General features: G+C 44.3%; 18 protein-coding genes. 13 read left to right on the forward strand and 5 right to left on the reverse strand.

The features are described from left to right. The first annotated feature begins 14 nt into the window (after nucleotides 1–14). From OPS25_RS13400 to OPS25_RS13425, 6 genes are all read left to right on the forward strand, one after another. Complete coding sequence (locus OPS25_RS13400; protein WP_265618282.1) at nucleotides 15–2,234, forward strand: GumC family protein; 2,220 nt, start codon at nucleotides 15–17, stop codon at nucleotides 2,232–2,234. A 12-nt stretch (nucleotides 2,235–2,246) separates the two neighbouring features. Further along, on the forward strand, nucleotides 2,247–2,966 hold the full coding sequence (locus OPS25_RS13405; RefSeq protein ID WP_265618283.1) for a tyrosine-protein phosphatase: 720 nt from the start codon (nucleotides 2,247–2,249) through the stop codon (nucleotides 2,964–2,966). A 788-nt stretch (nucleotides 2,967–3,754) separates the two neighbouring features. Next, a complete protein-coding gene (locus tag OPS25_RS13410) occupies nucleotides 3,755–4,924 on the forward strand; it encodes a glycosyltransferase (RefSeq protein WP_265618284.1) in 1,170 nt (389 codons plus the stop codon). Continuing rightward, entirely contained in the window at nucleotides 4,908–6,230 is a 1,323-nt protein-coding gene (locus OPS25_RS13415) for an O-antigen ligase family protein (RefSeq protein WP_265618285.1), read from the forward strand. The genes OPS25_RS13410 and OPS25_RS13415 overlap by 17 nt, the downstream gene beginning before the upstream one ends. A gap of 67 nt (nucleotides 6,231–6,297) precedes the next feature. Further along, nucleotides 6,298–7,428 (forward strand): glycosyltransferase family 4 protein, encoded by a 1,131-nt coding sequence (locus OPS25_RS13420; protein ID WP_265618286.1) that lies wholly within the window; start codon nucleotides 6,298–6,300, stop codon nucleotides 7,426–7,428. Further along, a complete protein-coding gene (locus tag OPS25_RS13425; RefSeq protein WP_265618287.1) occupies nucleotides 7,425–8,411 on the forward strand; it encodes a glycosyltransferase family protein in 987 nt (328 codons plus the stop codon). Before OPS25_RS13420 ends, OPS25_RS13425 begins: the two co-directional genes overlap by 4 nt. On the opposite strand, the gene OPS25_RS13430 is transcribed toward OPS25_RS13425, so the two are convergent. Continuing rightward, a complete protein-coding gene (locus OPS25_RS13430) occupies nucleotides 8,403–9,170 on the reverse strand; it encodes a sulfotransferase family 2 domain-containing protein (protein WP_265618289.1) in 768 nt (255 codons plus the stop codon). The two genes, OPS25_RS13425 and OPS25_RS13430, sit on opposite strands and share 9 nt — an antisense overlap. An 81-nt stretch (nucleotides 9,171–9,251) precedes the next feature. Between OPS25_RS13430 and OPS25_RS13435 the strand changes: the two genes are divergently transcribed. From OPS25_RS13435 to OPS25_RS13445, 3 genes are read left to right on the forward strand one after another with little or no spacing between them, the layout of a single operon-like run. Next, nucleotides 9,252–10,118, forward strand: coding sequence for a glycosyltransferase family 2 protein (locus tag OPS25_RS13435; RefSeq protein WP_265618290.1), 867 nt, complete (start codon nucleotides 9,252–9,254; stop codon nucleotides 10,116–10,118). Between the two features lie 20 nt (nucleotides 10,119–10,138). Then, nucleotides 10,139–10,930, forward strand: a complete 792-nt coding sequence (locus OPS25_RS13440; protein ID WP_265618291.1) for a Stf0 family sulfotransferase — start codon at nucleotides 10,139–10,141, stop codon at nucleotides 10,928–10,930. Between the two features lie 45 nt (nucleotides 10,931–10,975). Continuing rightward, nucleotides 10,976–11,776, forward strand: coding sequence for a polysaccharide pyruvyl transferase family protein (locus OPS25_RS13445; RefSeq protein ID WP_265618292.1), 801 nt, complete (start codon nucleotides 10,976–10,978; stop codon nucleotides 11,774–11,776). A gap of 250 nt (nucleotides 11,777–12,026) precedes the next feature. On the opposite strand, the gene OPS25_RS13450 is transcribed toward OPS25_RS13445, so the two are convergent. The 4 genes from OPS25_RS13450 to trhA form a co-directional block, all read right to left on the reverse strand. Next, a complete protein-coding gene (locus OPS25_RS13450) occupies nucleotides 12,027–13,499 on the reverse strand; it encodes a lipopolysaccharide biosynthesis protein (protein WP_265618293.1) in 1,473 nt (490 codons plus the stop codon). A 135-nt stretch (nucleotides 13,500–13,634) separates the two neighbouring features. Beyond that, nucleotides 13,635–15,719 (reverse strand): right-handed parallel beta-helix repeat-containing protein, encoded by a 2,085-nt coding sequence (locus tag OPS25_RS13455; RefSeq protein WP_265618295.1) that lies wholly within the window; start codon nucleotides 15,717–15,719, stop codon nucleotides 13,635–13,637. A gap of 173 nt (nucleotides 15,720–15,892) precedes the next feature. Beyond that, nucleotides 15,893–16,408, reverse strand: a complete 516-nt coding sequence (locus OPS25_RS13460; RefSeq protein WP_265618296.1) for a hypothetical protein — start codon at nucleotides 16,406–16,408, stop codon at nucleotides 15,893–15,895. 18 nt (nucleotides 16,409–16,426) lie between these two features. Further along, a complete protein-coding gene (gene trhA / locus OPS25_RS13465) occupies nucleotides 16,427–17,062 on the reverse strand; it encodes a PAQR family membrane homeostasis protein TrhA (RefSeq protein ID WP_265618297.1) in 636 nt (211 codons plus the stop codon). A 314-nt stretch (nucleotides 17,063–17,376) separates the two neighbouring features. Here trhA and OPS25_RS13470 point away from each other — a divergent pair, with 314 nt between their 5' ends. The 4 genes from OPS25_RS13470 to OPS25_RS13485 are packed head-to-tail and all read left to right on the forward strand — an operon-like array spanning nucleotide 17,377 to nucleotide 22,555. Next, entirely contained in the window at nucleotides 17,377–18,642 is a 1,266-nt protein-coding gene (locus OPS25_RS13470; protein ID WP_265618298.1) for a hypothetical protein, read from the forward strand. Beyond that, entirely contained in the window at nucleotides 18,642–19,079 is a 438-nt protein-coding gene (locus tag OPS25_RS13475) for a type 2 periplasmic-binding domain-containing protein (protein ID WP_265618299.1), read from the forward strand. Before OPS25_RS13470 ends, OPS25_RS13475 begins: the two co-directional genes overlap by 1 nt. Continuing rightward, nucleotides 19,072–20,655, forward strand: a complete 1,584-nt coding sequence (locus tag OPS25_RS13480) for a sensor domain-containing diguanylate cyclase (protein WP_265618300.1) — start codon at nucleotides 19,072–19,074, stop codon at nucleotides 20,653–20,655. Before OPS25_RS13475 ends, OPS25_RS13480 begins: the two co-directional genes overlap by 8 nt. Then, nucleotides 20,648–22,555 carry a putative bifunctional diguanylate cyclase/phosphodiesterase gene (locus tag OPS25_RS13485; protein ID WP_265618301.1) on the forward strand — a complete coding sequence of 636 codons (1,908 nt, stop codon included), beginning with the start codon at nucleotides 20,648–20,650 and terminating at the stop codon, nucleotides 22,553–22,555. The genes OPS25_RS13480 and OPS25_RS13485 overlap by 8 nt, the downstream gene beginning before the upstream one ends. Nucleotides 22,556–22,576 lie beyond the last annotated feature (21 nt).

The raw sequence follows: 22,576 nt of genomic DNA on the forward strand, positions 1-22,576 counted from the left end.
AGGATAAATTGAGTATGTCAATAAAAATGAGGGATCAGATTCAAGCTACGATTCTTGATGATGAGACCATAGATTTTGCTCACTATTGGCAAGTCTTTAAGCGCTATGCCGGACGTATTATATTACTGGCAATATTATTTACGATACTGGTGGGATTGATCGTGATGAGGATGACGCCGCAATATACCGCTTCAGCGTCGCTGCTGATCGAGTCCCAACAAGCCAATGTGATGTCGATAGAAGAAGTTTATCGCACAGATACTACGCGCAAAGAGTACATGCAAACCCAGTACGAGATCCTGCAGTCACGTCAAGTGGCCGAACGTGCTGTGGAAGAACTGGACTTAGCCAATAATCCCGAGTTTTTACCGATTGAGAAGGAGCGATCCGTTCTGCTTGACCAGCTTAAGGCGTGGGTAAAAAAGAATATTCCTTTTATCCCTCAACGGGAAAAGCCCAAATTGTCTGATGATGCTCGCGCGCTGAAACGCAAAAATGCGGCGATAAATAAGTTGATGAATTCCGTGTCCTTGTCGTTAGTGGAAAATACCCAGGTTATCGAAATTCGCGCTATCAGTTCTTCACCAACCCTTGCGGCACAAATTGCCAATACCATGGGAGACGTATACGTCGAAAACTATCTGCAAGCAAAAGTGGATATGACAGCGAAGGCAACGTCCTTCTTAAATGAAAGCATGGAAGGGTTGCGCGACAAACTTACCGCCGCAGAAAAGAAGTTGGCAGATTTTTATGAGAAAAACCAGTTGGTTAATCTTTCAAACGGGGTTGTAGGGCTTGCTGCGACAGAGTTGGAAGAGTTGAGTAACCAGCTGATTATTGCACAAGATACCCTTAAGAAGAACCGTACGATCTACAACCAAACGCAGCGCAATGGAACAGATTACAATGCGCTCGCACGCCTGCCAGAAGTGCTTAACCATGCCAATATACAAAATGTTCGCAAGCAGGAAGCGGAAGCACTGCGACGTGTGTCCGAATTGAATAATGTGTATGGGCCAAAACACCCGAAAATGGCGGCCGCTAATGCTGAGTTAAAATCGGTGCGTGATACGTTGCAAAGCCAGATCCACGATTTAATTTCAAGTATCACAACCCAGTATCAGGCCTCGCAGGATAGAGTGGCAAGCCTGCAAGAAGAAGTGGCAAATGCCAAAGCAGAATATCGTCGCTTATCCACCCTGGAAAATAGGCGTCGTTCGTTGCAGCGGGATGTGGATATCAACCAGCAACTTTATGAATCCATGTTTCAACGCTTAAAAGAAACCAGTGAGTTAAGCGGGTTCAAGTCAGTGAATGCGCGCATTCTTGACCCGGCTATTCCCCCAAACAATCCGACCAAGCCGAATAAAAAATTACTAATCAGCGCAGCCTTTATTATTAGTTTTGGCTTCGGCATATTGCTGGCGTTCATGCTCGAAGCCCTTAACAGTGGGGTGCGCTCGGTAGACGATGTAGAGAAGAAGCTTGGACAGCGCATGCTTGGACTGATCCCGCTTATTAGCCGCCGGCGGAAGCAGGACATTCCGTTACGCTCCTACTTCGACAACAAATTTCATCAATTTTCAGAAGCTGTCCGCACGTTGCGTACCAGCCTGTCGTTGATGAATATTGAAAAACAGAATCAGGCCATATTGATCACGTCAAGCGTGCCCAAAGAAGGTAAAACGACGGTTTCTGTCAATTTATCTTTTGCATTAGGGCAACTGGACAAGACCATCCTCATCGACGCTGACTTACGTCGCCCAGCGATTGGCAAACGCTTTGGAGTACCTAATTATCAGCCTGGCTTATCAAATTTGATTATGAAAACTCACTCATTTAAGGAGTGTCTGGTGCACGATGAACAATCTGGTGTAGATTTAATCTGTGCCGGTACTATTCCGTCGAATCCACAGGAACTTTTGGCGGGGGATGGCTTTCGTGCTCTGATAAATTACCTTAAAAAACACTATAAATATGTTGTGGTGGATACTGCGCCTACCCAAGCGGTAAGTGACGCGATGGTGGTATCAAAAGCATGCGATTCGGTTATATACGTCGTGCGTGCTGACAGTACCAGCGAAAAAATGATCACCAATGGATTGGGACGATTCCTGCAAGTCGGGCACAGGGTGGATGGTGTGGTGCTTAACCAGGTGGATCTACGTAAATCTGACGTATCTGAGCGCTACGGTGGTTTCTATGATCAGTATGGATACAACAACAGTCAATAATAGGGAGGACGCGTGATAGATGTTCACAGCCATATAATTCCCGGCATCGACGATGGGGCCAGAGACATGGAAATGTCACTGGCGATGGCCCGCCAGACTGTCCAGGCGGGCGTAACGCATTTGGTTTGTACCCCTCATATCCACTGGGGTTACTTCAATAACACAAAAGATATTATTCATTCTGGTTTCATTCAGTTGGAACAGGAGCTTGCCAAAGCGGGGATCGCTCTCAGTCTTTCTTTCGCTGGAGAGGTGAGGGTAAATGAAATGATCCCTCTTTGGCTTCATGAGGACAAATTACCCTTTATCGGGCAGTGGAACGAGCGCAACGTATTATTGCTAGAAATGCCTCATAGTCACGTTCCCGGCGGCTTAGACCAATTGGTAAGATGGCTGTTAAGTGAAAATGTGCAGCCCCTGATCCCTCATCCGGAACGCAATCGTGATATCTTAAATTCTCCTGAAAAAATCCAGTGGTTGAGAAATCTAGGATGTTTGGTGCAAGTTACCGCAGGCGCTTTAACGGGAAGGTTCGGTGAGAGAGTAGAAAATCTGGCGTTCAAAATGTTAGACAATAACCAAATAGACCTGGTGGCGTCTGATACCCATGATACTACCCGGCGTCCGAATGAGATGGGTGAAGCCCGAAGGCTGGTAAAGCAACATCTTGGGGAGGATATTGCGCAACGATTGTTTTGCGACACGCCGGCGGCAATTGTATTTTCGCATTAAAGTTCGAAACAAACTGTCCTGCTTTAAGTCACCTTGAAGACGGTCTCATTCTTCTCACTTTCAACGCCATAAAGACACCATTATCATCATAGCGAAATGTTACTCGAGCTAGTAGGACTTACCTAGAATACAGTTCATCAGTAAGACGGGAACTATTAAGTGAGTAATCATCAAATAAACAATTACAATGGCTAGCAATGTCGAATAATTGATACATTCGTCATTGCCTTGGGAACAAAAGACAAAGCAGATACAAGCAACGTCAGTGGTTGGCTTTTGGCCCGCTCTGGAAGGAGACGGGTGAGCAGGTGAATAGAGATTTCACTTCGGGAATCAGTAGGGAAGAATTTTCGTTTAGACAAGCTTCCAGCCTTTCCACCAGACACCGTCAAGTAACAGGTATTAAGTATTTGGGAAATATGTTCTCGCCTCTGTTAAAAAAGTTACCGCACAATCCCAATTCCCACCGCTGGTGCCAGTTAACAAGGTAGCTAGCAGCGTGTTATGTGTAGCGCATTTAACACAAAAATCGATTTCATTATTGATTAAAGCTAGACTAAGATAAACATGTATACATGTCTATGTTAGCGTGGATACCTGACTCATTGAAGATGTCGCCATCATTTACGCTTTTTTGGCACAAAACATGAATAGGTTTCAATGTAGTAAAATTGTTTACGCACGGTGGTTAAGCTGTTTGGAACACATTCTAATGCAGCTTTACGTCCCCAACCGCCACCGTTTGCGTATTCAATCTTGATGTAGCAAGTCTGATAGGGAAAGTCTTCATGCCTCACACTTCCAACCGCGTCGCGTTTATTATCAATTCATTGGAGGGTGGGGGAGCTGAGGGAGTAATGTGTCGACTGCTAGGCATCATGGCGTCCTATTTTCAGCGCCACCAGACGAAAGTATTTTTAGTGTTGCTCGATGACGTCCCACAGGATCATCATGCACCTGACTATGTTGAAAAAGTGGTGTTAGATTCACAGGGTAGTTTGCTAAAAGGATACACACTTTTACAGTCCACTCTGAAAAAAATACAACCTCAATTTTGTTTTAGTTTTCTCACTCGTGCGAATGCCCTCAATGTGATGTTATCCAGCCAAATCGGTTATCAGGCTTTTATATCTGAACGGGTGGCAACCAGTAGTCATTTTGCTCATGGACTAAAAAGTATCATCAGTAAAGCATTGGTGCGCTTTATCTACCCAAGAGCGGATAAAATTGTTGCGTGTTCGGCCGGCGTAGAGGCAGATTTAGTCGCAAATTTTAATGTGCCCAAACATAAAATGGTCATCTTGTACAATCCCTACGATATGGATGCTATTCAGGCAAAAGCCGCAGAACAGGTTGCGGGGCTACCTCAAAATCCTTATATAGTCGCCACGGGAAGACTGGTTGAAATTAAAAATTTTGCTTTACTAATTTCGTCTTTTGCCAACTCAGCCACGCCGTATGATTTGGTCATACTGGGACAAGGGGAATTAGAAGGGAGACTGAAAGCGCAAGCTGCAAAGCTAGGTGTAAAAGAGCGCGTGCATTTTCCGGGCTTTAAAAAAAATCCTTATCCCTATATCAAACAAGCGCAATTTTTTGTGGCAACGTCGAATGCAGAAGGCTTTCCAAACGCAATTGTAGAAGCAATGTGTTTAGGTAAAGCAATTTTGGCCACCAATTGTGATTCCGGACCTGCGGAAATTATCGCTGATCAATACCCGCTAACTTTAACCGGTTTCACCCCGCAAAAATTTGGCTGTCTAAGCCCAGTTAATGATATACCCAGCTTCACACAAGGCCTCAACTTCTTAAGCAGTGAGGATAAACAAGCCCACTATGGCGCTTTAAGCCAAATACGTGCAAAGGAGTTTAGTAACGCGGTATTTGAGCGTAAGATAATAAGTATTATTGAAAATCATAATGCGAAAGAGGCTACAGCTAATGTTCGCGCTGGTTAAAATCCTGTTTGCGCTCATCAGCGCATTTTTTGTATATAAAACCATATCAAAGCAGTGTAATAAATATTTAGCATTTGTGATCATCGCGCTGTGGTTACGTTTTACGTTATCTGCGTTTCACAATCTAACCTACGACCCCATTTTCGCAGGGTTTTCAATCAACGCGCTAGCTTCCATCGGCATTGCGTTTGCCGGTTTATTGTTGCTTCCACCTAAAGTCATTGCACTGCGCTCACTGCTTTGGTTGTATATCTTTCTAGCGTGCATTGTGATTAGCGGGCTAGTGAATATGCGCCTTATGGGTCTGATAAACGTCATGGTTAAATGGTGTGTGTTCCTGGCCATTGCAGGTGCGCTTTTCATGGCAATCAGAAAAATGGGCAAAGATCTGGTACTGCGCAAAGTATTGGTTGCTTTTTTGTTACCGGTTTCACTGCAGATTATGTCGGTGATAATGGGCGAAGTAAAAGCCACCGAGGCTGATGGTTCAGCGAGCTATATTGGTGGCTACAATCATGAGGCCGCTTTCTCAATGATCATTGCCAGCTTTACCCTGGTAGTGGGACTGGTATCCTCGAAGGTGATTCGTTTCCGTGCAGCCCTTTTCGCATTAGGATGCGTGCTAGTGATTTTAGCTAATTACCGCACGTCAATTCTGGCTATTTTGCCTATGGCGGCGATGTTTGCTTTTTCGCTGGTGGAAGGAAAAGTGGCAACAAGACATAAACCCGTTTTCTACGTGCTGTCTCTTTTTAGTATCGGATTAGCCTTTTTAGGGTTGTCTTACACCATGCAGGATCGGTTTGCAGATATATTTGTTTTTTTAAGTAGCTGGCAGGATTTGATAAAAGCGCCTGAATATTATTCTGAAGCAGAAAAAGATATTTTTTCAGCCAGGGTTTACATATGGAGTTTGTATATTCACGCTTATGTGTTAGCCGATCCAATTAATCAGATATTTGGCATGGGGCCTGAAGCGTGGAATGGCGTTTTCAAAAAATATGCTCACAATACGTATGTTTCCTATTTATACGAGTATGGCATCGTAGGCGTGCTGGCGTTTTTCACGGCGGTGGGAAGTTTTCTCGTGCAGGCATTTAAAACTAACGATCGTAAATTTGCCTGGCTACTCTTCTCATCCATGATTGGCTTTTTAATTATGAATCTTGCCACTATGCCATTATGGAATATTGAAGGACTGCTACTGTACGCAGTATTAATTGGCGTCACCATCTCCCCTGTACATGATGCTAAAGAAGTGTCATTAAAAACTTCACCCGTGTCCTCAAATCTGGCGCGGAATTAGCAAGCATCTATAAATATGAAAAAAAGTTAAGACTAGTCGAAGTCGGGTAGTTGAGCGGGGTCAAAATATGAAATTGTGCGCAGTGGGTCTAAGAGGTATTCCGAATGTGATGGGCGGGATCGAGTCTCATTGTCAGCAACTCTATTCACGAATGGTCGATGAAGGGTTTCAGATTACCGTGATAGGACGCTCACCGTATTTACCGCCCCAGCCTGAACCCTTTCAAGGCATTGAGGTGCGTTCAGTGTGGGCGGTTAAAAGTAAATTTCTTGAGACCATTTTGCATACGTTGCTGGCAATCGTATACGCACGTTTGTTCGTTAAGCCCGACATTTTACATATACACGGAATTGGACCAGCACTTTATACCCCATTGGCAAAGTTATTAGGTTTTACTGTGATCGTTACGCATCACGGGGCTGACTATGATCGGCAAAAGTGGAATGGATTTGCCAAAACCATGTTAAAACTGGGTGAGTCACTGGCAGTACGCTTTGCGGATAAAACGCTGGTGGTAGGCCGCTCACTCACCTATAAACTGAAACGACGCTTCAACAAGCACGCCGCTAAAATCGTGTTTGTTCCTAACGGGGCCCTTACAGGAGTTGATCAAACACTCAGCGAAGATAAATTGCCGCGTGATTTGGGCGTCAAAGCAGGGAATTACATACTGGCGGTTGGGCGTCTTGTGCCAGAGAAAGGGTTTCACGATTTGATCGATGGCTATCGCAAAAGCAAATCACCACTTAAGTTAGTGATTGTGGGCAATGCGGATCATGAAGATGAATACTCCACTAGTCTAATGGAACAGCGTTCAGGTAATGTGATATTTGCTGGCAGACGACAGGGAGACGAACTCCATGCGCTATACAAGTTTGCGCGGGTGTTTGTGCTTCCCTCTTACCACGAAGGGCTGCCCATCGTCGCTTTAGAAGCCATCAGTGCAGGTACTCAGGTATTAGCCTCTGACATTGATCCAAACCTGGATATCGGTTTGCCTTCTGATTGTTATTTCCCCGTCGGAGACATTCATGCATTAGCCGACAAACTGACCAGGCTTGACAGGTTAAAATTAAAATTAGCCAAGGATGCCTTTCTTGCGCGCTTTAACTGGGATGATATTGCGCAGGAAACCAAGCAGTTAATTGAGCAAACGCTGGCAAGACCCAAAACCCAAAAACAAGCGGTGAATGAATGAGTGACAAGCGTCATCTGTATCTGTATCCGTTCGAACACAGCAATGCCTTCGTGGCCCGTACTAAACAGGCATTTTGTGAACTGGGCTATACTCCCCATTCATTTAAGAAATTGTTTTCTTTACGTAACCTGAGTACGCGCAAACATAATGCGGTGGTACTTAACTGGTATGAAGATCAACCGTTCAGAAAAGGGTTGAATGCGTTTACGCGTCCATTGTTTATCATAAAATTTTTTATCACATTAATAGGTATGCGTTTATTTAGCAGTAACGTGGTGTGGGTACGGCATAACTTTAAGCCACACAATGTACCTAAAGCCTCCTGGTTGTATCGCTTAGTAATCAGTCTGTTACAGGTGGTTGCAAACAAAGTGGTGACATTGGAATCTACACCCGAAATCAGTGCTGCGGTAGTGAAGCATCCTCTCTATAAGGATGATGCACAATTATTGTCTACTATCCATGCCCCCCAACCCCAGCCTAAATCGATTGACTATCTGTATTTTGGCTCCATCAAACCCTACAAGCGTCTCGATTCGCTTTTGGCTGTATGGCCACAAGATAAAGCGCTCGTCATCGCTGGCTATTGTGCTGACCATAATCACGCTGCAGAATTACGCCAACTTATTCGCGCCCGCCACTTACAAGTGACATGGAGAAACGAATTTATCAGTGACGAAGAGCTGGAAAATACGGTGGTCAGCAGTCGCTTTGTTATCTTGCCTCACGATGATAACGCAATGATTTCATCGGGAACGTTTTATTATGCTTTAGGGCTGGGAGCGAATATCATTTGTTTTGATTCAGCGTTCGCTAGAGAGAAAGCCCGTGCGTTTCCTTTCGTGAAAATTATTCAGCGTGAAAAGCTTGCTGCACAGTTAGATGCAATTGACTATGTCAACGCCAGCGATGTGTTAACAAGCGCATATCATCATTATAACGAGAAGGCGGTCGCCGATTCTTGGCGACCAGTATTAACTTAGCGCATTGAAAATATCGTAATCAATTTTACACAGTAAACGAATACGTTCCATGGCCTCAGGATTCGAAGTGATGTCGCGGTAAGCTTGTTGATTAGGACTGGTATTCTGACTGGCAATGTTAATTTTTGTAGTAAATGTTTGATTAAACTTCTGCTGCCAGCGCGGCATGTCTTCAAGTGTCCCACACACCGAAAAATTACGTAAATTGGCTATGGCAGCGTCCACCACAGATTGCGGATTAGCGCGTATAGCATGGCTATCTTTTTCTCCGGAAAAATAGCGAGCGTAGGTCAGAGCAGACGAAACCGCTTTGTCAGATGCAAGGTACTGCTCCAGATCATCTTCATGTTTTTGCCATTCGGAAGCTTTAAAACGGTTATAGACGTATTCTGAAATAAACCGTTTTACTGGATCGCGCAAGATCGTGATAAAGTGCCAGTCGTTGCAAAATTTACTGACCACCTGGGGATGGGCTACACAATGACCGTTGGTGTAACGCATTTGCGGATCATTAAGTTGAAACACCAGCTGTGTCTCGCGAGCGGTCATCATATCAACACCCAGTAATTCTGCCGCGGTTTGACTACTTTTTAAATCAATGTAGCCGGTAAATCGGGTGGCTTTTAACCACATAGGATAGGTTGAGGAGAAAATTGCTTTGGAAAGGGAAACTCCTGCACATTTGGGAACATGACAAAAGAAAATTCTGGGATAACGCGCTAAATAACTTTCTGCTCGGCGTTTCAACATTTCTTGCATGATTCTTGCTCCATTTTCTTATTATTTCCAATATGATGTGTCGAAGTCGACCGTAATGTAAGCTAACAAATTAGGGATGCTATGAGTTTTACCGTTAGCGTTGTAATAACTACCTTCAATCGTCCAGCTGAACTGAAAGAAGCATTGGATGGTGTCTTCACTCAAATCGAACAGCCAAAAGAAGTGATTGTCGTTAATGATGCATCTTCCTTGCCATATAAGGATATTATCAGCGAATACGGTGAGCGGCCGGAATTTGTTTATAAATTTTTATCGACGTCCTCTGGAGCCAATAAAGCGCGTAATATTGGCGTTGATGCAGCCACAGGCGACATCATTGCCTTTTTGGATGATGATGATATTTGGATGCCAGACTATTTGCTTGAACATATAAAAGCGTATGAGAATGGCGCCGACGCAGTAGTTAGCGGCTATCAAAATTTAGGTTCTGAACGCGATGTATATGTGCAACCCACAGAAATTGTGGACGAAAATATTCTACGCACAGGCAATCAATATTGTGGCATGAGTGGCTTTAGCATGAAACGCGAACTGGCGTTAAAAGAGCGCTTCGATGAAAGCCTGCCTAATGGCCAGGATTGGGACATGTACGTCAGGCTGCATCAGGCAGGGTATAAGCTAATGAATATTCCCAAAGCCATCTTCTATTACCGCTTTCAGAATATGGACGGCATTGGCGCCAAGGTAGCCAAAATGACGCCGGATGAAGCCGTAGTGCGTTTACGTTCGGCCGACAAGCATCGGCAGTTTTTAGGCGACGAGTATTACCGGCGGCGGGTGGCGGCACAGTTGTTAGTTTATCTGCCGCTGAAAAAGCAAAAACTCAAGTGGGTACTAAAATCAGTCCATTTAGCCGGCTTAAAAGTGACCCTTTCTCACTTGTTAAAGGTAACCACTAAGAAAATGCGGCAGCGCGCTTCTTCCTGAAAATTAATTTAAGGATTTGAATGAATTATTACGAAGAGCAGTTTCAGGAAAAGTTTCACTATCCGGTCGAAACAGACATCACTAAAACTCTGATTATCGCTTCTACCGTGCGTTCAGGGAGCCACATGTTAGGGCATGCACTGCACGAGACGGGAGCCTTCGGCTTCCCATTGGAATATGTAAACGAAAAAAACCTAACACGTTGGAAGCAAATTTTTAATACGCGAACGGTTGGCGATACGTTAGCGCAGTTGCAAAAACACCGTACCTCTCCTAACGGTGTGTTTGGGATTAAAATTCACTATTCTCACCTGCATCAGTTCGGTGGTTTCGACAAGCTGTCATCGTATTTCGTTAACCCTTCCTTCATCTGGCTTACCCGCGAAGACATAATCGCCCAAGCAGTTTCCTTATCCATCGCTAAACAAACGGGTGCATGGATATCTCAACAGAATGTAGAAAACGAGGATGTCACATACGATGCCAAGCAAATTGATGAGGGATTACGACGGATTATTTTCGAAAATGCGTCATGGCAATACGTGTTAAATGCGTCCGGAAGTCACTTTATGCACGTTAACTTTACCGATGTAATATCCAATACAGCAAACGTCATTCGCAAAATAGCCGATTTCATGCAAGTAGAGGTAGATATTTCTAACGTGCCTGATAAACCTGTTACCAAAAAACAAAGTAAACACATCAATCAGCAATGGATAAAAAAATTTCAGCAGCAATTTGATGGTACTACGCCGCTAATCAGTCTGAAAAATGAAAGTATTTTTCAAAAACTTTCTCGAAAACTTACGTAAACCCTTTGTCTTATCCGCAGAACTGTATTTTTACAAGGAATAACTATGCTATACCAATGGGCAGAAAACATCATACGCAAGCACCGAAAAGAGCGAGTGTTCTGGTGGGAGCCTAAGGACCAACGTCCTAACATTGGGGATTATGTGGCTTACGACCTGGTATCTCGCATTTTATCGATGAAGGGCCAGTTCATAAAAGATAAGAAAGACAGTAAACATAAATTAGTGACGGTGGGCTCAGTTCTACACTTTGCTAATACGGGGGATACGGTATGGGGAACCGGGCTGAACAAAAAAATGGCCGATGAACGTAATCGCTTTAATGACCTGGATGTGCGTGCTGTCCGCGGCCCGCTCACCAGAGATTACCTTATTAAGCGTGGGATTGAGGTGCCCGAAATATATGGTGATCCGGCTATTTTGTTGCCCTCATTCTACCCCAAGTCCTTGATGCGAAACAGTAAGCTCAAGCGTGACTTTATCGTTATCAATCATATGAATGATGATATGGACAAATACCGAGGGTATGAAAAACATCTGGTTACGCCTATGCAGTACCCGGGTTCGTTTATCGAACAAATAGTCAATGCCGGACGGGTGATTTCCAGTAGTTTACACGGCGTTATCATCGCGGAAGCGTACGGCATACCTGCAGTTTTTTATGACTCAAATAGCGGCGAGTCCATGTTTAAATATCAGGATTATTATCTTGGGACAGGCAGAACGACTGTCCCTAAAGTGAGCAGTATTGCCGAAGGGTTGAGCTTACCGGTAATGGCCCCCCCTGACTTTACCCCTATCGCGAAGAAACTCTACTCCGCCTTTCCTTTTGATTTATGGTTGTAATGGTGTCCTCGACGACCCTACTCATCGCTTCAACGTAAATGGATAGACAGGGTAAGTCATGCTTTTAATATAGGTAAGTCAAGCGGTTATTGATTTCTCTAAACAAAGCATAATAGGTGCGTGCGCGCCGCTACTATCGCGCTCTGAGCTCTGTGTGGTAGCGCATTCTCTTCGATTGGCTATCGCATAACCCTCTGCGACGTAACTTCGCACCCAGTGAATAATTGTCAAGCCAGGCCGTCTTATCACATTATGGCTGTTCAGGATAAACAGGTTTTGGCGTTTTTAGCTTCGTGCCTTTTAATTCGTTTAATGTTGCCAGAGTCGGCTTGCGGTAAAAAATTAACAGCAGACCCGCGTAAATCACGGTACCTATCACTACCAAGGCAACTAATTCTAAAAATACGTTATCAAGGGCTAGTGAATTGAAGCGTTCAAGATAGAGTACACTGGCAAACATAACAAAACCTGCAATCGAAAAAGGCCAGGTGGGCTTCAGTGCAGCCATCAGTCCGATACCCATGTGCTTTTTTACCACAGCGAACTTCATTATTACGGTGACATAGTTAGCAATGACCCAGCCAATGATGACGGCCACCAGGCCCCAAGGAACCATGATTAGCGGTATGAGTAAGTTGACCACCAGGTTGATAATGTTCAAAGTAAATGCCTGTTCTGGCAAGCCTCTTGAAATGAGCAAGTTCGGCAGATAATACGCCATAACCTGAGTAGGCGCGATGAGCGCCAATATGGAAAGTAAGTACGCACTTTGCTCCCACTTTTCACCAAACACAATTTCGATAAAGGGATGTGCGACCGCTCCAATACCAAAATAGACTGGAATAACAAACAGTGCTGTCAGGCTGACAATTCGATGAAACGCTAAATTTAGGCGGTTTTCTTGCACCCGAGCAAGGCTCGCCAGTGCGATGCGGTTTAATGGCTGAAAAGTCAGATTGTTGATCACCGAGAAACCCTGCTTAGCTACCGAGGCATAGGCGAACGTTGCTGCGCCTAAGAAGGAAGCAATGATGATGTTAGACGAGCGTGCTGAGAAAAAGTTAATAAATGACATGGCAATAAGCGGCTTAGCAAACCGAATGATTTCCGGCAAGTGGCGCGTGTCATGTACTTTATGCGGTGAAAAAGAAGACTTGTAGCAGGTGAGGGCAGTGGAGATAACACTCTGAATAACCTTACCGAAAATGATGGCCCACGCGCCAAACCCCTGCAATGCTGTCACCACCGACACCACCCCGCCAATCAATACCCCCGCCATGTCGTAAGCTGCTAATTTTTTATTTTCGAACTCCCGCTCAAGCTTAGCTTTATGGACTAACCGAAAGCCATTCGCGACAGGGATGATCGCAAGCGCAGCAATTAGCTGTGCGGCCAGTTCCGAATAGCTGAAATAGGCAATGGGAACAGCAATTAAAAAAATTAATACGGCGATAGCCCCCGACACGGCTATCAATATCCAAAAAGACAGGCTGGCAAATTCATCATCCCATTTGTCTCGTTGAATAAGGTTCTGGCTGATGCCCACGGTCACAAACAGATTACAAAAATCGACCACCATCAAACAAATGGCGACAAGACCGAATTCTTCCACACCCAGCAATCTTGCCATAATGGCATAGACCACGAAATTGATGAGCTGCGCAAAGCCATTGGCGGAAAGGTTAAAAAAAGCACCCGTGACAGATTTAGCTTTTAAGGACATTGAAACCGACGTTCCTTGTATACTTCATTAAGCGAGAGCAGGCATGCAGCCTGCCATTCTTTGTAGCTATTGTTGCATTAAGTGATAAGTGAGTACATTGATACTCATTACGAAAACTAACGGCAACAGATTATACTAATCCTTTACAGGAATTATCCCATGTATAAATTGGGCACCCCTACGTTGGCTGAAGTTGTCAATTTCGTACCTATCACACTTTGGTAAGGTAACCGTAGTGCTGCTGCTTTTATAAATATCAGAAGCGCGCGGCCTGTTGAGCTGTTCGCTAAATTGGTAAGGCTGGGTGATACTCCCTTTGACTTTAGCCTTGCCTGCATTCAGGTTGAACAGGTAATCATTGAATGACTGATTGCCTGAAAATCCCTGCGGATCATAGATGTTAAAGCCCACCTTGTTGGCATTCTTGTGCGTAATAATAACGTTATTTTGGGAGTGCATCCAAAACGTCTCGTCGTCTTTAAATCGAGAAGCTGTAATACCGTTGCGGGAGACCGTGATCAAGTTGTGATAAAGGTTCACCTGTCCTAACGGCTTACTAATGAGGCCTCCCACTTTTATCGCTGCCCACTGTTTGCCCCGTTGATCGCCTAAATTATGGATATAGTTGTTGAAAATAAAGCTGGGCCCCACCCGCACAGGGGCCGCACTTATTCCTGAATAGGTATGGGAGATATCATTGTTGTATACCAATACATTATGCTGTCCCCCATCTATCTCAATAGCATCATCATTCGCATAGGCTAAAGTGTTGTTATAAATGGCCGAGTCTCTGACAAACCCGCCGAGGGATTCCGCATTTTTGCGCCCCTCAATAACATCGTTGAAACGATGCTCAGCGCTCGCTTTAAATGTATTATTGCGTAAAATGATTTGCCCCTTAAAGGCGGGGTCGGGGTGGTTGGCATACGCTAGAAACGCATTGGCTCCGTTCGGGTGGCCGTCTGACCAATCATTGGCAAAGGGGGTAGGATCGTGTACATAGCAGTTCTCAATGGTAATAACGCCAGATTGTTTAAAGTACAGGGCTGAATCGTAATTGATGGGTTGCGCGTCTTGTAATTCATACGCTTTTCCATTTTTAATAATATTCGGTTGTCGGCCCCACTTGGCAATATCACATTGATTTATCCAGATATGATGAGCATTTTCCGCATAAACAGCGTGGGTGCGACCGCCCCTCACCGTAATATTTTCAAAATAAACATAACTGTTATCGCCGATGAAAATAGAGTTTTTATCCCCTTTCCTCGCTTCTATTACGATCGATGGATCGCCTACTATTTTGGCCCATCCCGTGGCGGTTCCTTCAATCCCGAGGGCTTCTAAATCTAATGTTCCGCCTGTATAGATATCGCTCAGCTGATATATTTTATCTGGGTCGATAGGGGGCTTATTCGGGCGCGTTTCAAATTGAGTTTGCATCACTTCCGTAGCTTGGTTCGTATCCGTCAGGGTTACTTTTACCTCGTACGAGGTCTGGGGTTGCAGAAATACAATGGGGCCGGTAAGTATTCCCTGCACGGGTTCCCAGCTTAATTGGCGTGCTTGGTGCCAGCATTCATCGCCATGTGTTTTACGATACTCAACGGTCGCTTTGACGTTTTTATTTTGATTGAACACACTGATATTGGCCGATTCTATTAAAGGAACAACATCAATAGTGCGCTGTGCATCATTGGCTACAGAATGGTTCACAGCCTGCGGCACATATAAATCAGTTTGCTTAGCCCAAGTGTCCAGAGACTGTAAATTTATATCCGGTAGTTTTTTCAGATACCGGTATAAATCGTATCGTTCTATAGGGAAGAGCACTAGCGCAGCTTTGACGTAGCCCTTCGTGTTTTCTGAAGAACGGGCAATGAGTTTTTCCACCGCATAATTCAACCCAGCTCCCTGGCGCAGTTCAATAAGTAATTCAGCTGCTGGCTTAAACGCACTATCAGGTAGCGCTTTTAATTGACGACGATATTTATTGGCATCGGCCATCCGCTGCACCAATGCGGCGATTTCTACTACGGTTGAAAGATTCTGCTCTTCTATTTTAGTTAACGCAGCAGAGCCCGGCTGACCTAAAATCGGGGAGGCGGTAGGCGGATCTTCTGACTCCACCTTGGTGCAGCCAGCAAGGGATAACCACAGCGCAAAAGTTAATATTTCAAACGTCCGTTGTAAAAGAGTAACAAAATAGTGTGTTCTCAAAACCACTCACCTTAATATTCGAGAGTTTGCTGCAAACCGAATACTTGATAAGGCAACATTAATGCCATGCTGCAAAGAGGTGGTTTAGTGGTGAATGCAAACAAATTGCGCCTGTTGATGTCGCTTTTGAAAGACGCAAGCCGCATGTTTATATCAACACGGGTTGGTATTTTTCAAAGCTGGCGTGACAATTTAGCCGATTCACCGAGTTGCTCAGCCCAGCGCCGCTCGGATTGGGTGAGATGTCGACATCGGGGAGCATCTAGTCGATGAATAAGGCGGTAACTATCACCGGCAGACAGCCCTTGATAGTGACAAAAAGCCAGGACTAACAGTAAAGAACGTTTACAGTTGCTATCGCAATGAACATATAAGAAAGATGACTGATTAAGGATTTTTTTAAAGGAAATTAAATATTGTTGTAAATAGGCCTGTTCTGCTTCGGCGAGCGGGGTGCGTATGTGAAGAGGCATCCATAACCACTTTAACGATGCGTCTAGCATCGCGGTTTGTAATCCAGCCTCCATCTCGTCTTCAGTTTGTAATGTGACTAAATGAGTAACGCCGCACGAGGTGAGGCTATTAAGATCGCTAAGGGCAGGCAGTGGACCTAAGCCTACTTTACCATTTAATAGTGAAACAACAGAATGGTGAACAGATGCTTTGACATCATCATTGGTTTCAGACATGTATCTTGCTACACCACATTAAACTACGTAGAAGTAAATAGAAAAATAATGACAACTGCAACCGCCAAGCACGAAAAGATGCCAGATTGCATGGGTGTATTTTACTTTCTTAGCCACGTAAAAAAACACCCCGAAACTATAACATAAACCACCGGCTACGATAAGCCACAAACCCGCACCCGGTAACGCCATATAAAGAGGATAGATAAGACCTAAGGCTATCCACCCCATCATCAGGTAAGTTAACAGCGACACCTTCGGAAACCGATGTTGGGCGATAAGTTTAAATACAATACCACCCATAGCCAGCGCCCACACCACCGCAGTCATCGTAATACCTAACCATCCACCCACGGCAACCAATAAAAGCGGCGTGTAGGTACCCGCGATTAACAGGTAAATTGCGCTGTGATCGAATAACTTTAGCCAACCCTTGGCTTTTTGGTGAGAAATGGCGTGATAAAGGGTGGAACTCAAAAACATCAGAATAAGTGTGGCACCATAGACGGCCCCAGCGGTAATGGCCAGTGGATCTTCGGCGCGAATCATCATTAGAACCAGACCTACCACTGCCGCGACAAACCCAATACCATGAGTAACGCTGTTGAGCCTCTCTTCCACTAGCGAATATGCTTTTCCTTTGATTGAATCCACTTAAGATCCTCCTGCCACTATATTCACTATAGTAACGTTTCAGCGTACACGTGTACACTTAAAAACACTTCACTATACTGATGCATACAGATTCAATAACTATTTAACCACAGTCAGCAGTTTATAAAAAAATAATCCACAGGGGAGCAACGAGATACACCTATCTTATTAAACGGCCTGCGAAAAATTATACGTAAGTGTGTAGAAATAGACTTGAGCTAAGCCGAATATATGGTAGTTTGAAAGTTAAAATGCCCAGTAGACAGGTTGTTGTATGTCTCGTTGCCATGGCTAGCGGAAAAATAACAAATATAATGCGTACGTTGAAACTTTTTTATTTACTTATTCTTTGCACCTCCATTCCAAGCATGGCAGAGCCTTCTGTTAATGTTTCAGGTTTTGGGGCGTTGGGGATCGTTGTCAACGATTCTGATCAATTCGGCTACCGCAGCGACTTCTCTAAACCAGAAGTGGTCACTGCTGATGACATCGATATCAAACAAACCAGTAAATTAGGTGTGCAAATAGATTTTATTGCCTCCCCCACTGTTGATGCTGTGTTTCAGGCGATTTATCGGGATCAACATGATGTATCGGTCGATAACCTGGTTAATCTGGCATTTGTTCGATATTCACCCAATGCGGATTGGTCATTTCGGCTTGGGCGAACGGCCTATGATTTATTTTTATTGACTGAATACCGAGATATTGATTTTGCGTTGCCTTGGGCGCACGTCCCCAGCGAAATTTATGCAATGATTCCTCACCGCTTTATCGATGGCGCCGATATCACCCATAGTCGCAGATGGGGAAACATGACCTTGTCAGGCAAGATTTTTGCTGGTGAGAGTGAGTACGGCGTAGCGGCATATGATACTGACGACGTAGTTGACTTAAATCTGGATAATATTATTGGTCTCGCTTTGGATGCACAAACCATCGACTGGGATTTAGCGCTCAATCATACCCGGGTAAAATTTGACTCATCTTTGATTTCACCCTTATCCAATGGTCTTTTATTGCTGAATCAACAAGTACCTATGGCTTCAATGCTTTGGCCCACCATAACCGCTGTTGCTCAAGGTCTTGAAATTAACAATAGCGAAGGTCGCTATACGTCAATTGGTGGTCAATACCGCTTCGATACAGTTACGCTCATGTCTGAGCTGGCTCACACAGAATCTGATAATTTGGTAGTAGACAATATAAGAAGTGGCTATTTTAGTGCTATTTATCATGCGGGCAACCATAACTGGTTTGCTACGATCGCTGCGAGCAGGGCAGGTAAATTCCATTTCGGCATGGTCAATGAAGCGGCACTGAGTCAAATACCCGGAGCTGCTGAAGCCTTAGCTAACGCACGTTTTTTCCTGAACTTTTATTGTGTTAATCAGACTACACTTAGCTTAGGGTGGCGCTGGGATTTTGCTGAAAATGTCTCATTGAAAATGCAGTGGGACCATACAAAAATAGTGGAAGGGGGAAGTTCATTAAGACACTCACCGGTCATCGGCGCTCACTCAAATGCACCACGTGGCCATGTTAATACGTTTTTTTCAAATGTGAGTGTGGCTTTCTGATGTTGGGATTATCACTTTTAAAAACCATGGTATTGGTTGGCAGCCTAAGCGCTTCGAGCTTGGTTCACAGTTCTGAGTTGGTAGTGGTAGTGCATAAAGACAACCCAACTGAACACCTGACACGTTCTCAACTCATCGATCTTTATATGGGTAAATACGTGGCCTTTCCAGATGGCAGTAAAGCTCAACCACTCGATATAGATAATGATGAAACCACTAAAGAACAGTTTTATCAGGCTCTTGTCGGAATGCCACTGAACCGGGTGAATGCGTACTGGTCCCGGGTTAAATTTTCTGGGCGTGCCAGACCCCCAGTGGTGCAACAAGATCAACAGGCCGTGTTAGCGTATATCGAGTCGACTGGCTCGGCTATCGCTTACATCCATAAAAATAACCTCACTGACAAAGTGAAAGTGGTCTATCGGTTCGATGAATAAGAGTGGCCTCCTCGTCAGACTCGCTGTAGTTATTGGATTTGCCTCCGTAGCCATAGGTTTTTTGTCCACCCAGCTTTTTTATCGTCTTACGGTAAATCAAGAGATTGAGATTGCCAACCAGAGCATCGAGAGCTTGTTTAAAACGGTTCAGGCCACCGCTGCCACCGCAGCCTACTTAGCGGAACAAGATTTAGCTCAGGAGGTAGTAGACGGTCTGAGCACCAATGAAGTGGTTAAAAATGTGGTAATGACCTTTGAAGGAAAATCCGTCAAAGCGAATAGCGAGCCCATGCACAATTCCATGATATTTCCCATTGCTTCATTATTTGACCCCGATCAATCCATCGGCCAGATAGCGATAACCCCCAATATTGACTACATCAAGACGCGGGCAGAGCAGTTGGCAAGAGAAAATTCCAAAGCGATGATTATGCAAGCTTTCATCGTGACGCTGGTGGCAATTTTTGTCGCCTTTTACCTAATCACCAAACCCATGATATCGATTGCGAAGGCATTACATAGAACCACGCCGGGAGATGGGAGCAGGTTAAGGGTACCTGAGTTTCATGGTAATAGTGAGTTAGGCGTGTTAGTTCACGATATTAATAAACTATTGGATAAAACAGAAAGTCAGTTTTCCGAAGAGCGTAAGTTGCGGGAAGAAATAGAAGCTTTGGAAAAAAGGTTCCGTATGCTTTTTGAAAAGTCCATTTCGCCTATTATCTTGATGGAGCCACGCGGCAACATCCTGCTTTATAACAGCGCCTTTGAGCAAACATTGAATAAACTGGGCCGTAATTTTCAAAAAAGTTTTGGTCCACTGTTGAGTGAATTATTTGTCGAGCCAGAAACACTGGCCAACGCGGTGGAAGTAGCCTTCGCCAATGACGAAATTGCCACGGGAGAATTTCGACTATCCAGCATTAACGATGCTGAATCTGTGTGGGTGCAAGTCATTGTGACGTCTATCGTTAGTGAAGATTTGCGTGAATATTATCAGGTTACTCTTCACGACATATCAAAGAGAAAGCGCGAACTGGATATGCTCGCCTATCAGGCTGATTTTGACAAACTGACGAAACTTAACAACCGACAGGGCCTGGAAAAATACTTACATAATCTTATTGAAGCCGAGAGCCCTTTTACCCTGGTGTTGATGGATTTGAATTGGTTTAAGCAGGTTAATGATATTTATGGCCACAAATCCGGCGATGAAATACTTATTTTCGTCGCGGATAAGATAAAGAAAGCGATTCGCCCCACCGATGTGGCGGGCCGTTGGGGAGGCGACGAATTTGTGTTGATCCTTAACAATGCTGATCAAACTCAAACTACCCAGGTAGTTGAAAGGCTGGTCCATCTTATTTCTAAACCTTATTATTTACGTAAATACGACCAGAACGTTACCATTGGCGCGAGTGCCGGTGCAGCCTCGTTTCCTACCGATTCCAGCGAACTGCAGGCATTATTGCATTTAGCCGACCAGGCGATGTACCAAGCCAAAAAAGTGAAAGAAAGTAACCCTAGCGATTTCTTACGTTTTGCTGAGTCTCTTATTGAGGAAGATAATGCCTAGTTCGCTCAGCTTATGGCATGCTATAAGCGCGTTATTGTCATTAGAGGATATCAAGTCACGGGTGGTGCAGGTTAAAGCTGTGATCGTTGTGTTCATTTGCCTGTTTCTTCTGATGGGAATAAGCAGTGCGCTGCATTTACAGGGCGAATGGGTAATTGAAAGCCTCGCTATGGTCGCTATTTTACTGGGACTGAATTGGTTTTTAACCACGGATACCACCAACATTGTGGCAGGAATGATGTTGTGGACCGTAACGATATTTGCTGTGTCGAAAGCTTTCTATTTTGACGGCCTATACGATACCGCATTGCTGCTTTATCCCTTTGTGGTTATTTTCGCGGTGTTTTTAGGCAGTCGCGTAATGGTTGTCCCTCTGGTTGGCTTCATGTTATCCAGTTATTACTTTATCGCCTACGCTGTTTCCACGGGCATGATTCCTCACAACGTGTCTTCCACTTATTCCGCCTGGGCCAAAGCCAATGATATGGCGATTTTAATGCTTATCTACGGTTTAGGTATCGTGGTCATCGGAAAATTTATACGCACCCTGATAGCCAAGTTGTCACTGCAAAAAGAAGCCAATCGGCTGGCCAAGGAAGAGTCAGAAAAACGCGTGTTATATAACGATCTAACCGGGCTTCCAAATGCAGCTAAATGTCAGCAGGATATCGAATTTTTTCTGCAGAAAAATTCTAAAGATGGCAGTCTGTTGGGGTTTATTAGCCTGCATTTAAATAACTTTAATTGGATTAATTCAACCCTAGGTCACACCTATGGTAATCAGTTACTTCAGATGTTAGCAAAGCGATTAAAAAACTTAGAAGATGAACAAACGGTGGTGTATCACACTTCCAGTATTGAATTTTCGTTTATTAAGCGGGTTCCAGATTACGAGAGTTTGAATGACTTTTGTAACCAAATTATCCGCTTGACCATTATGCCCGACGCCATGCCTGATTATGGCTACGAGATAAGTTGTTCGATCGGCGTAGCCGCGGCGCCATTTGATGGCAACAACTACACCGATTTGCACCGTAACGCGAGCTTTGCGGTATATCGAGCAAAAGAAGACGAACCTAATTCGTACCACTTTTATGATAACGAAATGGAACAATCTATTGTCCGCAGATTAAATATGATCAGCGACCTTAAACATGCGATCGAGCATGACCAATTTGAACTGTTCTACCAACCCAAGGTTCATCTTGCCTCGAATACTATTGTCGGGGCTGAAGCACTTATACGGTGGCATAAAGACGGCTCGCTGATCCCGCCAAATGAGTTTATCCCTGTAGCCGAAGAATCGGGTCTAATCAACGAAATTGGTAAATGGGTCATTGAAACAGCGTGTAAAGAATGCGCAAAATGGCAAAAAATAGGGATGAAAGGTCTCACCGTCGCAGTGAATCTATCCCCGGTGCAATTTAAACGAGGCAATTTACCCACGCATATTTTTAGAGCCTTACAAAAGTATAATCTCGATCCCAATTTACTTGAGCTCGAAATCACTGAATCCCTGTTTATTGATAATGCAGACCACGTAAAGCAGCAAATTCATATCATGGCAGAAAAGGGAATTAACTTTGCTATTGATGACTTTGGTACCGGTTATTCAAACTTGAATTACCTGACTACGTTCAACGCTTCTACCCTTAAAATTGATATGTCGTTCGTCCGCCATATGTTAAATAATCCCCAACAGCAACATATCGTAAATGCCATCATAAAAATGAGTCGCGTAATGGATTTGGAAAATGTAGCAGAAGGGGTAGAAGATGAACAAACTGCCCAGGAGTTGCTGGCTAAAGGCTGTGTTTACGGGCAGGGTTATTTTTGGTCCCCCCCTGTTCCCAGTGACAAGTTTTTACGCTTACTTAAACAGTATGCGAACGCGGCCTGAGATTTGACCGCAATGCCAATA

The organism is Alteromonas aquimaris (assembly GCF_026183695.1).
Lineage (GTDB): Bacteria > Pseudomonadota > Gammaproteobacteria > Enterobacterales > Alteromonadaceae > Alteromonas > Alteromonas aquimaris.

Excerpts from the sequence above, each read along its gene's own strand:
- OPS25_RS13445 (WP_265618292.1), top strand. The coding sequence starts at position 10,976 with ATGCTATACCAATGGGCAGAAAACATCATACGCAAGCACCGAAAAGAG.
- OPS25_RS13460 (WP_265618296.1), bottom strand. The coding sequence starts at position 16,408 with ATGTCTGAAACCAATGATGATGTCAAAGCATCTGTTCACCATTCTGTT.
- OPS25_RS13430 (WP_265618289.1), bottom strand. The coding sequence starts at position 9,170 with ATGCAAGAAATGTTGAAACGCCGAGCAGAAAGTTATTTAGCGCGTTAT.
- OPS25_RS13415 (WP_265618285.1), top strand. The coding sequence starts at position 4,908 with ATGTTCGCGCTGGTTAAAATCCTGTTTGCGCTCATCAGCGCATTTTTT.
- OPS25_RS13450 (WP_265618293.1), bottom strand. The coding sequence starts at position 13,499 with ATGTCCTTAAAAGCTAAATCTGTCACGGGTGCTTTTTTTAACCTTTCC.
- OPS25_RS13470 (WP_265618298.1), top strand. The coding sequence starts at position 17,377 with ATGCGTACGTTGAAACTTTTTTATTTACTTATTCTTTGCACCTCCATT.
- OPS25_RS13440 (WP_265618291.1), top strand. The coding sequence starts at position 10,139 with ATGAATTATTACGAAGAGCAGTTTCAGGAAAAGTTTCACTATCCGGTC.
- OPS25_RS13435 (WP_265618290.1), top strand. The coding sequence starts at position 9,252 with ATGAGTTTTACCGTTAGCGTTGTAATAACTACCTTCAATCGTCCAGCT.
- OPS25_RS13425 (WP_265618287.1), top strand. The coding sequence starts at position 7,425 with ATGAGTGACAAGCGTCATCTGTATCTGTATCCGTTCGAACACAGCAAT.
- OPS25_RS13400 (WP_265618282.1), top strand. The coding sequence starts at position 15 with ATGTCAATAAAAATGAGGGATCAGATTCAAGCTACGATTCTTGATGAT.
- OPS25_RS13410 (WP_265618284.1), top strand. The coding sequence starts at position 3,755 with ATGCCTCACACTTCCAACCGCGTCGCGTTTATTATCAATTCATTGGAG.
- OPS25_RS13480 (WP_265618300.1), top strand. The coding sequence starts at position 19,072 with ATGAATAAGAGTGGCCTCCTCGTCAGACTCGCTGTAGTTATTGGATTT.
- OPS25_RS13420 (WP_265618286.1), top strand. The coding sequence starts at position 6,298 with ATGAAATTGTGCGCAGTGGGTCTAAGAGGTATTCCGAATGTGATGGGC.
- OPS25_RS13475 (WP_265618299.1), top strand. The coding sequence starts at position 18,642 with ATGTTGGGATTATCACTTTTAAAAACCATGGTATTGGTTGGCAGCCTA.
- OPS25_RS13485 (WP_265618301.1), top strand. The coding sequence starts at position 20,648 with ATGCCTAGTTCGCTCAGCTTATGGCATGCTATAAGCGCGTTATTGTCA.